We start from the raw sequence: 12,810 nt of genomic DNA, 5'->3' as shown, positions 1-12,810 counted from the left end.
TCCTTAAGGTAAATTACCTGCCCAGACTTCATTAGGGGCTACAAGATTAAAATTTTGATTCAGCAAATTATCCGCCACGGCATCACTGTGTTTGCGTTTGGTAGCCATTTTATAAACGATACGTTGAGTAACGATGAGACCCAATTGAGCTATTAGCCTTCGAACATAAAGATTAACGAGATAGACCAATTGGAAGAGCGGTTAAAAGTCAATTATAACCACGCAAATTTCATGGATCACAGCTTGCGGCATCAATACCTCAAAGCATCCAAAAGCGGTAAATCAGTAGAAATTCTTCAATACGACTATGTCGCTTATACATACAAAGAAACCAGCATTTACTTCAAACCTAACAAAGTTGGTATCGAAGGGGTCTTGCTACTGACAGATAAACGTTTATATGAAGAGAGAGATTTTTCGATCTTGTCGGTACTTGTTTGATAAAAGGGATAAAACGGATAAACGTACTATAATAAAAAGGAATATGTTTTTATTGTGCGATTGAATGATGCAATAGAGCCGTTTCACCTGATGTTTTTGCAGTTTATTGAACCGCCAAAACAGTATGCCGATATTACCGAGCTTCGTGATGGTAAAAACCGCGTTAAAAGCGAAAATCGGTAAATTTTGCAAGACTAAACAGCGTTAGACTGTTTTGGCATGGAAAATAATGAAAGGGGGATACAATTATGCGTCTTTGTGACCGCGATATTATTCAATTGATGGATGAAGGAAAATTAGTGATTAACCCACGTCCATCTATTGAACAGATCAATGGAGCAACTGTGGATGTGCACCTATCATGCGAATATTTCATTTTCCATGGATATACTTCAACTACTATTGACCTGAGTGAGCCGGATGATGTTCTTAGTAGGGGAATTAGAGGAGTCATGAGTGATATAATACATCTCAAAGCCTATGAGCCTTTTTACCTCTATCCTGGACAATTAGCACTTGCAATCACTCTCGAGTCTATTACCCTGCCTGATAATCTGGTGGGGTGGATAGAAGCGCGTTCATCATTATCACGATTGGGGTTAATGGTGCATATTAATCCTCAACGACTTGACCCCGGTTGGAGTGGGTACGTTGAGCTAGAGTTTTATAATGCAGGGAGACTTCCATTGATCCTACGTTCTTCGACGGTGTTTGGCACTTTAAGTTTTGAGCCATTATCTGGTAGTGCAGACCGCCCTTATAATAGCCGACAAGATGTGTAATATTAAAATCATCAAGGAATGGTAGGTCATCGTATCAGTGAAGATTGATAAGAAAAGTATTGCGGAATTATCTTTATGTTAATTTGAGGTAATTCCGCCTATTGTGCAGAAATTAGTATTGTGTGAGTTTTTGTGGTGCGTAGCAGATAAAAAATGAAATGATTTCTGACGGAACTGGTCATCTTGCTAGTCGTGATTATAGTTAGGCCAACAGCGTTGGCATGTCTGGTCGACCCCTAGTATGATGACAGGACTTGCTTCGAACACCGCTCTTAATGCAAGCCAACCTGTCTTGAACGCTGAAATATGCGTCTTGACGTAGAATTATGGCCTTTGCTTTCTTATCGTTTATCTCTATCGTTTATCCATTGAACAAATTGTTTTTAAACGATGCCGTCGTTCATCATACGCCAGAAAGTGAAACTCAAATGGATGTTAACCCACTGATTGCGCCAATGGGTAACAAACACCAAACTCTATAGAGAAGAGTCAATGGTATTGAAAAAGTTGAAGCATCAAATAGTTTAGCGCTCAGGAAAACTCAGAATGATGAGTATAATATTACGTAACATCAACCTTCCCTTAAAAACGATGAGCGAAAAATAACGGATAATAACTATCTTAGAGGGAGAAGGGCGTAAAACGTTTTAATTGTGCCTGCTGTAGGTTGATAAATAACGGCATGCCGATAACAGGGATCTAACCGCAATTGAATTCCCCTTTTATGGATATTTCTTCTTATTATTTAGTGTTTTTTTAGCGAGTTTGCTTTGTGAAGCTGGAACCTCACGCCATTAACTCCTATAATTCCGGCAACCATAACTTCATCAATATGAAGTCATGCATTTCATTTCAGATTTATTTAACCAGGTTATCATTTTATGACTGACATAGCGCATCACTGTACCATTGTTGGTATATCAGGAGCTTCTGCATCCGGAAAAAGCCTTATCGCGAGTACGTTATATCGAGAGTTACGGGAAAAGGTTGGTGATCATAATATCGGTGTTATACCAGAAGACTGCTACTATAAAGATCAAAGAGATATACCAATGGAAGAGCGGTTAAAAGTCAATTATGACCACCCAAATTCCATGGATCACAGCTTGCTGTATCAACACCTCAAAGCGCTCAAAAGCGGTAAATCAGTAGAAATTCCTCAATACGACTATGTCGCTCACACACGCAAAGAAACCAGCATTCACTTCAAACCTAAAAAAGTTATTATTATCGAAGGGATCTTGCTACTAACAGATAAACGTTTACGTGAAGAGATGGATTTTTCGATCTTTGTCGATACTCCGCTTGATATTTGCTTGATGCGACGGATAAAACGTGATGTAAATGAGAGAGGCAGAACGCTGGATTCTGTGATTGAACAATATAATAGAACCGTTCGTCCGATGTTTTTACAGTTTATTGAACCGTCAAAACAGTATGCCGATATTATTGTGCCTCGTGGCGGTAAAAACCGCGTTGCCATTGATATCTTAAAAGCGAAAATCGGCGAATTTTGCCAAGACTAAACAGCATTAGACAGTCTGGCGATGGAAAATAATGAAAGGGGGGATACCATCATGCGTCTTTGTGACCGCGATATTATTCAATGGATGGATGAGGGAAAATTAGTCATTAGCCCACGTCCACCTATTGAACGGATCAATGGAGCAACGGCGGATGTGCGCCTAGGAAACCAATTCCGCGTTTTCCGTGGGCATACCGCAGCCTTTATTGACCTAAGTGGCCCGAAAGATGAAGTTAATGCGGCGCTTGACCGTGTCATGAGTGATGAAATAATTCTCAAAGACAATGAGCCTTTTTTCCTCCATCCAGGGGAATTAGCACTTGCAGTCACTCTCGAGTCTGTTACCCTGCCTGATAACCTAGTGGGGTGGTTAGATGGGCGTTCATCGTTAGCACGATTGGGGTTAATGGTGCATGTTACTGCTCATCGAATCGACCCCGGTTGGTGTGGGCAAATTGTGTTAGAGTTTTATAATTCAGGTAAACTCCCATTGGCCCTGCGCCCTGGTATGGTGATTGGCGCTTTAAGTTTTGAGCCATTATCTGGCAGCGCAGATCGTCCTTATAATAGCCGACAAGATGCAAAATATAAAAATCAGCAAGGGGCGGTCGGTAGTCGTATCAGTGAAGATTGATAACGAGAAGTATTGCGGAATTATCTTTATGTTTAATTTGAGGTAATTCCGCATATTGTGCAGGGATAGGTGTAGTGTGAGCCTTTTGTGTGGCGTAGCAGACATAACTTGAGTGAGGGAAGAATGAAACGATTTCTGACGACACTGGTCATCTTGCTAGTCGTGATTGTAGTTGGGCTAACAGCGTTGGTCATGTTAGTGAATCCAAACGACTTTAGACAGTATCTTGTGGAGCAAGTCGAGAAAAAGAGCGGCTATCAGCTCGATTTTAAAGGCGATATGCGTTGGCATGTTTGGCCGACCCTTAGCATTATTACAGGACCTGTTTCGGTCACCGCACCTAATGCAAGCCAACCTGTCTTGAGCGCTGAAAATATGCGCCTTGACGTAGAATTGTGGCCTTTGCTTTCTCATCGTTTATCTGTTGAACAAATTGTTTTAGACGGTGCAGTCATTCGTCATACACCAGAAAGCGAAGCTCAAACTGATGCTAACTCACCGATTGCGCCAGCAGGTAACAAGCAAACACCAAGCTCTACGGAGAAGAGCCAATGGCTATTGGATATTGAAAAAGTTGAAGTATCAAATAGTTTAGTGATCTGGAAAACTCAGAATGATGAGTACAACTTACGCAATATCAACCTTTCCTTAAAGAAAAATGATGAGCGAAAAATTACGGCTAAATTCAGCGGTAATTTAAATAAAAACCAGCAGGAGCTGCGCTTTGATGCGCGAGCAGAGCTTGATCTCTCCCAGCTTTCACATCAAATTAGTGGGCAATTAACTCAATTTGATTACACCTTTACAGGTGTTGATTTGCCTGAAGGTGGCATAACGGGTCAATTCACCAGTGATTTTGCTTACATTAAAGAGAATGTTGCGACAGCCAGTTTAAATAACATTGTCATTAAGGCGAATGAAAGTGAATTAACCGGTAAAATCGCAGCACAATTAGGCAATATCCCTGATGTTCGTGTTCAGTTATCTTCTCATCGCTTAAATTTAGATAAATTACTGGGTACACCGCATACAAATGCAGGCTCCCATAATGCGAATGAGTCCGATAATCCTGCTCGAGTGGGGGTTAAACCTGTTATTTCTGGGAAAGAAACCCAAAAATATGATTTATCGAATTTAAAATCCTTTACTGCCAATATTGATCTCAATATCGATAATTTGATTTATCGTGGAATGGAGGTAAGCGCAGTAAAACTTGCAGCACAAAATCAAGCGCCTCAATTAGTCATTTCTCAGTTAGAAGGGAAGGCGTTTGGGGGACTATTCTCACTGCCTGTGACCATTAATTATGCTGCGATCCCCGCGCAAGTCATGGCGAAGCCTAATATCCAAAATATTAATTTAACGCCGTTATTAAAGGCATTTAATATGCCCGAAAAATTGAGCGGTATTGTGACTATCAATGCGGATTTATCGGGGCCTGGTTATGATGATTATGCCGTGAAACATTTATGGCAAGGTCCTGTGAGTTTCAGTTTACAAAATGCACGCTTAGCGGGCTTAAATATTCCGTTATTGATCCAACAATCTATTTCACGGGTGACTAATAAAATTAATGCGCCGGTCAATACGGGAAATTATACGGAAGTTGAATTGTTCACCGTTAATGGTCGTTTAAATAAAGGAACCGTCAATATTGCCTCAATGAATGCAACGTCTCCACTCATCTCGATTACCGGACAAGGTTGGGCAAATGTACCAGCCGAAACCCTAGATGTGAATTTGGGCGTACAAATCACTAAAGGTTGGGGCGGTGATTCTCGCTTTATTCAGCAGTTACAAGCGATGACTATTCCACTGCGTATTTATGGTGGATGGAGCAATCTGCAATATCAATTGAATGTCGAAAAATTGCTACGTAACGAATTAAAGACACAAGCAAAAGAGGCATTAGGTAACTTTTTGAAGAAGGAAGAACAAAAAGGGCTAAGTGATTTGTTGAACGCATTATAGTTTATAAATCAGAAGAACTCCGGCTATAAGCGGGAGCTCTTCTTTATCTATTATTGACTATCAATAAGTTACATTATTATTCATACTTTGATCTGCTAGCTTCTTGGGTTATTCTTTCATTAATTTTTTCTTGGCTATCTAATCCAATAGTATTGTTTTGTCGGCGTTCAAATTGGAATTTATTTTCCGCCAGATGAATTTTACCTTCAGTGCTTTTTACTAAATTATTCAGCTTGGTTATTGTTTCTTTCTTACTTGTATGATGTTTGTAAGAAGAACTATCTAATTTAGTTTGGTAAGATTTAATCTCATTTTTTAATGAAGACAATGTTGTTGAAATATCTTTCATATTGACACCATTTCGACTAAAAACATCGCCGCTTTGAGCGGTTTTTAGCTGGCTCACAATTTTTTTAATACTATTTTTAATTTTCGTATTAAGTTGTTTAACATCTTTTACATGTACAGTTTTCTCTGCTGTGACAATTTTAGGTTGTTGGTTTGATGTATTACTAACATTTGATGTAGAGCTGGCAATAGAAGAATTATTCGCTTTAATTGGGGGCGATTGAATATTTTGTTGCGATTGAACATTATGGATGCTTTGACTAGATACTTTCATCTCTAACCTCGAATAACATTATTAAGTTGCCTAAATTATTGAACAACTCAATAATTAATTCTTTTAAAAAACGCTACCATTTTTGTGTTTTAAGACATCGGATAAAGCAACTTTAAATATTTATGTAAAAAAATACCGGCTCACTGGCCGGTATGGTTCTAAATGAAGCTTAATTACTCTTCTTCATCTTCTTCAGGCTGTTTAGGTGGAATAATCAGCACCTTGCTAATACGGTGGTTCTTGACCTCAAGCGGTTGGAAAATACAACCGTTCACCTCAATTTGTTCACCTTCTTCAGGAACACGTTGAAGATGTTCCATCAATAGGCCTGCAATGGTTTCGTATTCACGTTTTTCATCCAATTCCATTGGAACAAATAAGATCAGGTCTTCTAATGGCATAAAACCATTGGCAATCCAGTGACCATCCTCCAACTTTTGGATGTCATGACGCGAATCATTTTCTTCTTCCCCATCTGGTAAGTTACCAGCAATGGTTTCCATTACATCGGTTAAGGTGACGACACCCTCAACAGTACCAAACTCATCGACGACAAAGGCAAAGTGTGTTTGAGCTTTACGGAACTGCTCTAGCGCTTTTAGCAGCGAAAGGCCTTCAGGGAAGATCAGAGGTTGAGTAATAAGAGCACGTAAATCAAGAGGTTGACCACTGAGCTGCTGTTTAACTAAATCAAGCACATGGATAACACCAACAGGCTCATCACTGATGTTCTCATCAATCACTACAAAGCGTGAATGCGGATTTTTTTCCAGCAATTGTAGTAATTCACTGGCTGATTTATTGATATCTAAATATTCCACATCATGGCGTGATGTCATGATACTTTCGACATTACGTTCCGCCATTCCCAAAACTCGGGCAATCATTTGACGCTCTTGTGGATCAAAAACAGATTGGTTATCCGCTATCAAGTCCGATGTATGAGCATCCAATTCCGCACGTTCATGGTTACCGCTTAGAATACGTAGCACCGCTTCTGCTGTGCGCTCACGTAATGGGCGACTACCTTTTAGGAATTTGCGACGGTTAAATTGTGCGAACTGATTTAAGACTTCAATCATGATGGAGAAACCAATCGCAGCATATAGATAGCCTTTCGGTATCGAGTAACCGAAGCCTTCAGCAACCAAGCTAAAGCCTATCATCAACAAGAAACTGAGACACAGGATAACGATAGTAGGGTGGTTGTTAACAAAACCAGTTAGTGGCTTACTTGCCCATATCATCAACATCATGGCAATCGTCACAGCAGCAACCATAACACCAATATGGTCAACCATCCCAACGGCGGTAATTACCGAATCGAGTGAGAAAACTGCATCAAGGACGATGATTTGTGCCACAACAGCCCAGAAATTCGATGTTTTCCGCTGGGTATGCGCGTGTTCATCCCCACCTTCTAGCCGTTCATTAAGCTCCATTGTTGCCTTAAATAGCAAAAAGAGACCGCCGACCAACATGATCAGATCTCTGGCACTAAATGGATGATCGAATAGTGTAATTAAAGGCTTGGTGAGCGTGATTAGCCAAGACAAGCTAAATAGCAGAATGACTCGCATCACTAGTGCTAGCATCAGACCCGTTACACGAGCCCTATCACGCAATTTTTGCGGAAGCTTATCTGCCAAAATGGCAATAAAGACGAGGTTATCAATACCAAGAACGATTTCTAGAACGATAAGGGTGGCAAGCCCCGCCCAAATCGAAGGATCTGCGATCCATTCCATACAGTTTGTTTTACCTTCTGATATGACGGCATATGCCGACTGGTGAATAATGCGGTTTGTTTACTCAAATTTCAATAAAAATTCACGTTAATGAGACGATAATCTACAAATAATATTCCGTTTGCGTCATCGATTGCATCAATAACTACCCACCAGAACAAACCTGAGTTAACATGTGATCCTGTTAACAGAATTGCCAGCAAGTAAAATGCTGGCTTAGGTCCTAATCAGACAGGAGTTTTTCATGTCAAAGCAACAGATTGGCGTTGTCGGTATGGCTGTCATGGGGCGCAACCTTGCGCTAAATATTGAAAGCCGTGGTTATTCCGTCTCTATTTTCAACCGTTCTAAAGATAAAACGGATGAAGTTATTGCTGAAAATCCAGGGAAAAAATTAGTTCCCAGCTACACTATTGAAGAGTTTGTCGACTCTCTGGAAAAACCACGCCGTATCCTGCTAATGGTGAAAGCAGGTGAAGCGACAGATAAAACGATTGCTGCATTGACTCCGCATTTGGACAAAGGCGATATCCTGATTGATGGTGGCAATACGCTATATAAAGACACAATCCGTCGTAATCGTGAGCTATCAGAGCAAGGCTTTAACTTTATCGGTACAGGGGTTTCTGGTGGTGAAGAGGGTGCACTAAAAGGCCCATCGATCATGCCGGGTGGACAAAAAGAGGCTTATGAACTGGTTGCACCAATTCTAAAAGAAATCGCCGCTAAAGCAGAAGGTGAGCCTTGCGTGACTTATATTGGCCCAGATGGTGCTGGTCATTATGTTAAAATGGTTCACAATGGTATTGAATATGGTGATATGCAACTTATCGCTGAGGCCTATTCATTATTAAAAGGTGCTTTAAACCTAAGCAATGAAGCGCTTGCAGAGATTTTTGCAGATTGGAACCAAGGTGAACTAAGTAGCTATCTGATTGAAATCACCGCTGATATCTTTAAGAAAAAAGATGAAGATGGCAAATATCTTGTTGATGTTATTTTGGATGAAGCGGCAAACAAGGGCACAGGTAAGTGGACTAGCCAAAGCTCTTTAGATTTAGGTATTCCAGTAACACTTATCACTGAATCGGTATTCGCACGTTATATCTCTTTCCTAAAAGATCAACGTGTTGCTGCTTCTAAAGTGTTAACTGGTCCGGCATTAAAAGCGGTTGAAGGTGATAAAAAACAGTTTATCGAAAAAGTACGCCGCGCGTTATACCTAGGTAAAATCGTCTCTTATGCTCAAGGCTTCCAGCAATTAAAAGCGGCTTCTGACGAATATAACTGGGATCTTAACTACGGTGAAATCGCGAAGATTTTCCGTGCTGGTTGTATTATTCGTGCTCAGTTCTTGCAAAAGATTACAGATGCCTACAATGAAAACGCACAGATTGCGAACTTGTTATTAGCGCCATACTTTAAGCAAATCGCAGATGAATATCAGCAAGCGTTACGTGATGTGGTTTGTTATGGTGTACAAAACGGTATTCCAACACCCACATTCTCAGCCGCAATTTCTTATTATGATAGCTATCGTTCAGCGGTATTGCCTGCTAACTTAATTCAGGCACAGCGCGATTATTTCGGTGCTCATACTTATAAACGTACTGATAAAGAAGGCGTATTTCATACCGAATGGATGGAGTAATTCATTAAAACAATGAGTTACATAAGTGAAGGGTGCTGGTGAACCAGCCCCTTTTTTTATGCATACAACTCCCCCTATTAGGCAGGGGAAGTCATGAATATTAAAAACATTATGCTAGGCTGAAGGAGATATACTGTTATGACCCATTAAGCCATTTAATAGCGTAATCTAAGATGATATTTAAATTTTGTGGGCTTCCATAGCCTTTAAATTCTTTATCAGTTGTAATGATATTTAACCAATCATCATTGCTATTATTAACAATAAGGTTTGATTTATTTTTTCCACTCTCACCATTAATATGAACTCGCCAGCCTGGATTGTCTAACGTACTGATGTCTAATCCATATTCATGCTCCCAAATTCCATCGCATTGAGATTTATACCAATTTTGTAATTGAGTAATTAGATTATTATTCATTTTTTAAGTATTTATTTCTCAGTTCGCTCTCTTATTATGCTAATACTCGTCAAAACTCAAAGTTGATAATGTCATAAATGTAGGTAAATCAACTGGGGTTGTCAGCTAAAACAAATTAGACAAGAACTCGCAAGAGACAGCGTAAGGGGAATAGAAGGCTTATGCAAATTATGGTGTGACTTCATGGATTGCCATTACTCGAGAATATCGCCTTATTGAATTGATGATAATACTATTTTTATTGAAGTGAGCTTACTCTACGATAGGGTGAGAAAATAGGCTTCGACTAGGAATAATACATAGCGATTATTTACCTGATGGATCCGCAAGAGAAGAGTTTTGAATAACAAACCATAACTAATAACACTATAAAAAATGAACTGGTATTCATCAATTGGCTATTACGTTGCGGGGAGTGACTGATACGACGCTGTTCATTCGCTTAGTCTAAAATACTCGTTTACTTAGTGATAGTTAGAGGATCATAAGCTGCCTAACAGAGCATCTGTACTCTGCATTCAAGCGTTAAATTTACTTAACGGTGAGTTTTTTATGCTGAAAGATATTCGGACAAGAAAATCGGGTATCGCTTTGATTGATTCTACTGATAGAATTATCAGTTCATTTTTATTATTAGGCTGAGAAAGCTTCACTGCAAAGCCTAGATTGATCATTTGATGATTGTTCACTAAGAATTCTATTTATGCGAAAGTTCCTTGTCCTGTTACTGTTACTCGTACTACTTAGCCCACTGGCGATTGACCTATATTTACCGACAATCCCTGCTATTGCGATTGCCCTTGGCTCCCCAGAGTCACTGATACAATCAACAATCGCGCTGTTTATTTTAATTTTTGGTATAGGGCAGTTGGTCTCAGGGCCTTTAATTGATCGATATGGACGTAAACCTATCGCCATCATAGGGATCTTAATTTATATCATCGGGTCGACAGTTGCAGCATTATCCACTGCGGTGGAGATCTTTATTGCTGCGCGAGTGCTGCAAGGCGTCGCGGTCTGCTGCACAGGTGTAGTTGCTTTTAGTGGGGTGCGAGACCGTTTAAATGGTACAGAAGCGGCGCGTGCATTTGGCTTCCTGAATGGCACATTAAACATTGTGCCAGCGCTTGCTCCGCTATTAGGTGGCTTTTTGGCAGAATATTGGGGATGGCGCGCACCTTTTTGGTTCCTTGCCCTCTATGCATTACTGCTCTTAGTATTGGTGATAGCTTTTTTACCTGAAACTCGCCCTGCAAGTTTGCAACATGTGAAAAAACTGCAACTTAACCATTATCTGCACATTTTGCGTAATAAGTATTTTATGATTTTTGCATTGGTTAATGCGGGTAGTATGGGAATGGTACTGACTTATGTCTCCTTTGCACCGAGCGTGTTAATGGGGGATTCAAAGCTAACCCCGCTAGAATTTTCGCTTGTGTTTGGGGCAAATGGTTTTTGGATCATGTTTGCTAGCTATATTGCTAACCACTATATCCCGAAAATTGGTCGCCCTAATTGCTTAAAAGCAGGTAGCTTATTTATGGGGATCGGGTGTTTAGGCCTCGTATTAGGCTTAATGTTACTGCCCTATGCGTTACAAAACCATTGGTTAGTCTATATGTTACCTGTTGCTTGTGCCTGTACAGGACTCGCTTTTATGATGGGAACCGCAACCAGTTACGCGTTAGAACCTTTTGAAAAAGAGGCTGGAACAGCCTCTGCACTGGTCGGGTTTATTCAAATGGCGGTTGGTGCGGGGTTAAGTTTATTGGCGATTAATGCCTTCTTACCAGCAAAGTGGGCGCTAGCTATTTTAATGTTGTTAGGCTGTATCATTGCGCTGGTGGCAAGGAATGTCAGCTTAAAATTAGCCGCACAGAATGAGGCAGCATAAATGATAAATCCCTTATTAAAACAGCCAAGGGTTGCTAAAGGTGATGTGTTTTTGAGCGCGAATACATCACCATAGACAGCGTTCTATGGTAATAATAATTTTACGACGAGGATTGTTACCATGAATCAAAAGCATTGGTCAAAATATCAACTATTACACGAAGTTGTCCAAAACCCCAATATCCATATTAAAGGGCGTCACAGTTATTACAGTGACTGTTGGGATAATGGCTTTGAAGCCTCCGTTGTTCGTTACCTACAAGGAGATGAAGGGAGTCGTGACTGGCAACTTCCTTGGCAAGTCGATCAACTCTATATTGGCGATTATGTCTGTATCGGCAGTGAAGCCGTGATTTTGATGGGAGGAAATCACACTCATCGAATGGACTGGTTTTGCCTGTATCCTTTTATTGAGCATATTAATGAAGCCTATGTAGGGAAGGGAGATACGATAATTGGTGATGGCGCATGGATTGGTATGCGAGCATTCATCATGCCCGGCGTTCATATCGGTGAAGGCGCTGTTATTGCCGCCAATAGTGTTGTGGTAAAAAATGTGGCGCCATATAGCATTGTTGGGGGCAATCCAGCGAAACAGATTGGATACCGTTTTTCGCCTGAAATTATTAGTGAGCTGCTCGCATTGAGAATTTATGATTGGCCTGAAGAGCAATTCAATGCGTTAAAACCTCATTTATGTCATTCTGATTTGGCCGCATTAAAAGCGGCATTGTTGGAATATCAAAACAAATCATAACAATGACCGATAGGGAATGATGATATGTCATTCCCTTTATCGCATAATATAAATTTACTTCTTGCTGGCTAAGTAACCAAATATAAAGCCGACTCCGGCAGCGATAGTGGCTGCGGCAAGTGGATGGCTTTTTACGCTATCCACAGCGGAATTTAAGGTATCACAGCCTTGAGCCGCACATTTTTTAACGGCACCTTTAATTTGATGTTCTGTAGAGTCGGTGACTTCACCATAGGCTTGCTGCGCCGTGCCAGCGGCTTCTCTTGCTCTGTTTTCTGCTTTGTCGAATAAACTCATGATATTCTCCTTTATACTGAACAACAGTTATTACTAAGTGTAGCAGCCGCATAAAAGCGCGAGACCTA

The 12,810-nt window shown here is 40.4% G+C and carries 14 protein-coding genes and 1 pseudogene; 10 read left to right on the top strand and 5 right to left on the bottom strand.

The genetic code is table 11. The annotated features are described in order from the left end of the window. Nucleotides 1–9 precede the first annotated feature (9 nt). A pseudogene (locus tag PR675_RS01175) lies at nt 10–183 on the bottom strand (IS3 family transposase); the annotation flags it as partial. A 60-nt stretch (nt 184–243) separates the two neighbouring features. Between PR675_RS01175 and PR675_RS01170 the strand changes: the two are divergent. The 7 genes from PR675_RS01170 to asmA all read left to right on the top strand — a co-directional run bounded on the left by PR675_RS01170 (nt 244) and on the right by asmA (nt 5,353). Then, nucleotides 244–441, top strand: coding sequence for a uridine kinase (locus PR675_RS01170; RefSeq protein ID WP_239686437.1), 198 nt, complete (start codon nt 244–246; stop codon nt 439–441). Nucleotides 442–495: 54 nt separating this feature from the next. Beyond that, nucleotides 496–624 carry a hypothetical protein gene (locus tag PR675_RS01165; RefSeq protein WP_272582652.1) on the top strand — a complete coding sequence of 43 codons (129 nt, stop codon included), beginning with the start codon at nt 496–498 and terminating at the stop codon, nt 622–624. Nucleotides 625–689: 65 nt separating this feature from the next. Further along, the gene (gene dcd, locus PR675_RS01160; protein WP_060560684.1) at nt 690–1,223 is read left to right on the top strand and encodes a dCTP deaminase; all 534 of its coding nucleotides are present in this window, start codon (nt 690–692) and stop codon (nt 1,221–1,223) included. 326 nt (nt 1,224–1,549) lie between these two features. Further along, complete coding sequence (locus PR675_RS01155) at nt 1,550–1,705, top strand: hypothetical protein (RefSeq protein WP_004917979.1); 156 nt, start codon at nt 1,550–1,552, stop codon at nt 1,703–1,705. A 399-nt stretch (nt 1,706–2,104) separates the two neighbouring features. Beyond that, nucleotides 2,105–2,749 carry a uridine kinase gene (gene udk, locus PR675_RS01150; protein WP_004917981.1) on the top strand — a complete coding sequence of 215 codons (645 nt, stop codon included), beginning with the start codon at nt 2,105–2,107 and terminating at the stop codon, nt 2,747–2,749. Between the two features lie 51 nt (nt 2,750–2,800). Beyond that, the gene (dcd, locus tag PR675_RS01145) at nt 2,801–3,382 is read left to right on the top strand and encodes a dCTP deaminase (protein ID WP_014657808.1); all 582 of its coding nucleotides are present in this window, start codon (nt 2,801–2,803) and stop codon (nt 3,380–3,382) included. 123 nt (nt 3,383–3,505) lie between these two features. Further along, entirely contained in the window at nt 3,506–5,353 is a 1,848-nt protein-coding gene (gene asmA / locus PR675_RS01140) for an outer membrane assembly protein AsmA (protein ID WP_004917985.1), read from the top strand. A gap of 76 nt (nt 5,354–5,429) precedes the next feature. On the opposite strand, the gene PR675_RS01135 is transcribed toward asmA, so the two are convergent. Further along, on the bottom strand, nt 5,430–5,975 hold the full coding sequence (locus tag PR675_RS01135) for a hypothetical protein (RefSeq protein WP_060560685.1): 546 nt from the start codon (nt 5,973–5,975) through the stop codon (nt 5,430–5,432). A gap of 173 nt (nt 5,976–6,148) precedes the next feature. Further along, nucleotides 6,149–7,723 carry a TerC family protein gene (locus PR675_RS01130; protein WP_004917989.1) on the bottom strand — a complete coding sequence of 525 codons (1,575 nt, stop codon included), beginning with the start codon at nt 7,721–7,723 and terminating at the stop codon, nt 6,149–6,151. Nucleotides 7,724–7,967: 244 nt separating this feature from the next. On the opposite strand from PR675_RS01130, the gene gndA reads away from it, so the two are divergent. Beyond that, nucleotides 7,968–9,374, top strand: a complete 1,407-nt coding sequence (gene gndA, locus PR675_RS01125; RefSeq protein WP_014657811.1) for an NADP-dependent phosphogluconate dehydrogenase — start codon at nt 7,968–7,970, stop codon at nt 9,372–9,374. Nucleotides 9,375–9,510: 136 nt separating this feature from the next. Here the strand turns inward: gndA and PR675_RS01120 are convergent, their stop codons facing one another. Beyond that, nucleotides 9,511–9,795, bottom strand: a complete 285-nt coding sequence (locus PR675_RS01120; RefSeq protein WP_004917993.1) for an Imm53 family immunity protein — start codon at nt 9,793–9,795, stop codon at nt 9,511–9,513. Between the two features lie 703 nt (nt 9,796–10,498). Between PR675_RS01120 and PR675_RS01115 the strand changes: the two genes are divergently transcribed. Then, nucleotides 10,499–11,689, top strand: coding sequence for a multidrug effflux MFS transporter (locus PR675_RS01115; protein WP_014657812.1), 1,191 nt, complete (start codon nt 10,499–10,501; stop codon nt 11,687–11,689). A 120-nt stretch (nt 11,690–11,809) separates the two neighbouring features. Beyond that, nucleotides 11,810–12,445, top strand: coding sequence for a CatB-related O-acetyltransferase (locus tag PR675_RS01110; RefSeq protein ID WP_036943574.1), 636 nt, complete (start codon nt 11,810–11,812; stop codon nt 12,443–12,445). A gap of 54 nt (nt 12,446–12,499) precedes the next feature. On the opposite strand, the gene PR675_RS01105 is transcribed toward PR675_RS01110, so the two are convergent. Continuing rightward, on the bottom strand, nt 12,500–12,742 hold the full coding sequence (locus PR675_RS01105) for a glycine zipper domain-containing protein (RefSeq protein WP_014657814.1): 243 nt from the start codon (nt 12,740–12,742) through the stop codon (nt 12,500–12,502). Nucleotides 12,743–12,810 lie beyond the last annotated feature (68 nt).

Origin of the sequence: Providencia sp. PROV261 (genome assembly GCF_028477945.1) — a bacterium.
Taxonomy (GTDB): Bacteria; Pseudomonadota; Gammaproteobacteria; order Enterobacterales; family Enterobacteriaceae; genus Providencia; species Providencia stuartii.
Note: the sequence above shows the minus strand (reverse complement) of the source record. Positions and strands in the feature narration are given on the sequence as shown.

Bases quoted from the DNA above. Each gene is read 5' to 3' on its own strand.
- dcd (WP_060560684.1), top strand. From the start codon at position 690: ATGCGTCTTTGTGACCGCGATATTATTCAATTGATGGATGAAGGAAAA.
- PR675_RS01155 (WP_004917979.1), top strand. From the start codon at position 1,550: ATGGCCTTTGCTTTCTTATCGTTTATCTCTATCGTTTATCCATTGAAC.
- udk (WP_004917981.1), top strand. From the start codon at position 2,105: ATGACTGACATAGCGCATCACTGTACCATTGTTGGTATATCAGGAGCT.
- dcd (WP_014657808.1), top strand. From the start codon at position 2,801: ATGCGTCTTTGTGACCGCGATATTATTCAATGGATGGATGAGGGAAAA.
- asmA (WP_004917985.1), top strand. From the start codon at position 3,506: ATGAAACGATTTCTGACGACACTGGTCATCTTGCTAGTCGTGATTGTA.
- PR675_RS01135 (WP_060560685.1), bottom strand. From the start codon at position 5,975: ATGAAAGTATCTAGTCAAAGCATCCATAATGTTCAATCGCAACAAAAT.
- PR675_RS01130 (WP_004917989.1), bottom strand. From the start codon at position 7,723: ATGGAATGGATCGCAGATCCTTCGATTTGGGCGGGGCTTGCCACCCTT.
- gndA (WP_014657811.1), top strand. From the start codon at position 7,968: ATGTCAAAGCAACAGATTGGCGTTGTCGGTATGGCTGTCATGGGGCGC.
- PR675_RS01120 (WP_004917993.1), bottom strand. From the start codon at position 9,795: ATGAATAATAATCTAATTACTCAATTACAAAATTGGTATAAATCTCAA.
- PR675_RS01115 (WP_014657812.1), top strand. From the start codon at position 10,499: ATGCGAAAGTTCCTTGTCCTGTTACTGTTACTCGTACTACTTAGCCCA.
- PR675_RS01110 (WP_036943574.1), top strand. From the start codon at position 11,810: ATGAATCAAAAGCATTGGTCAAAATATCAACTATTACACGAAGTTGTC.
- PR675_RS01105 (WP_014657814.1), bottom strand. From the start codon at position 12,742: ATGAGTTTATTCGACAAAGCAGAAAACAGAGCAAGAGAAGCCGCTGGC.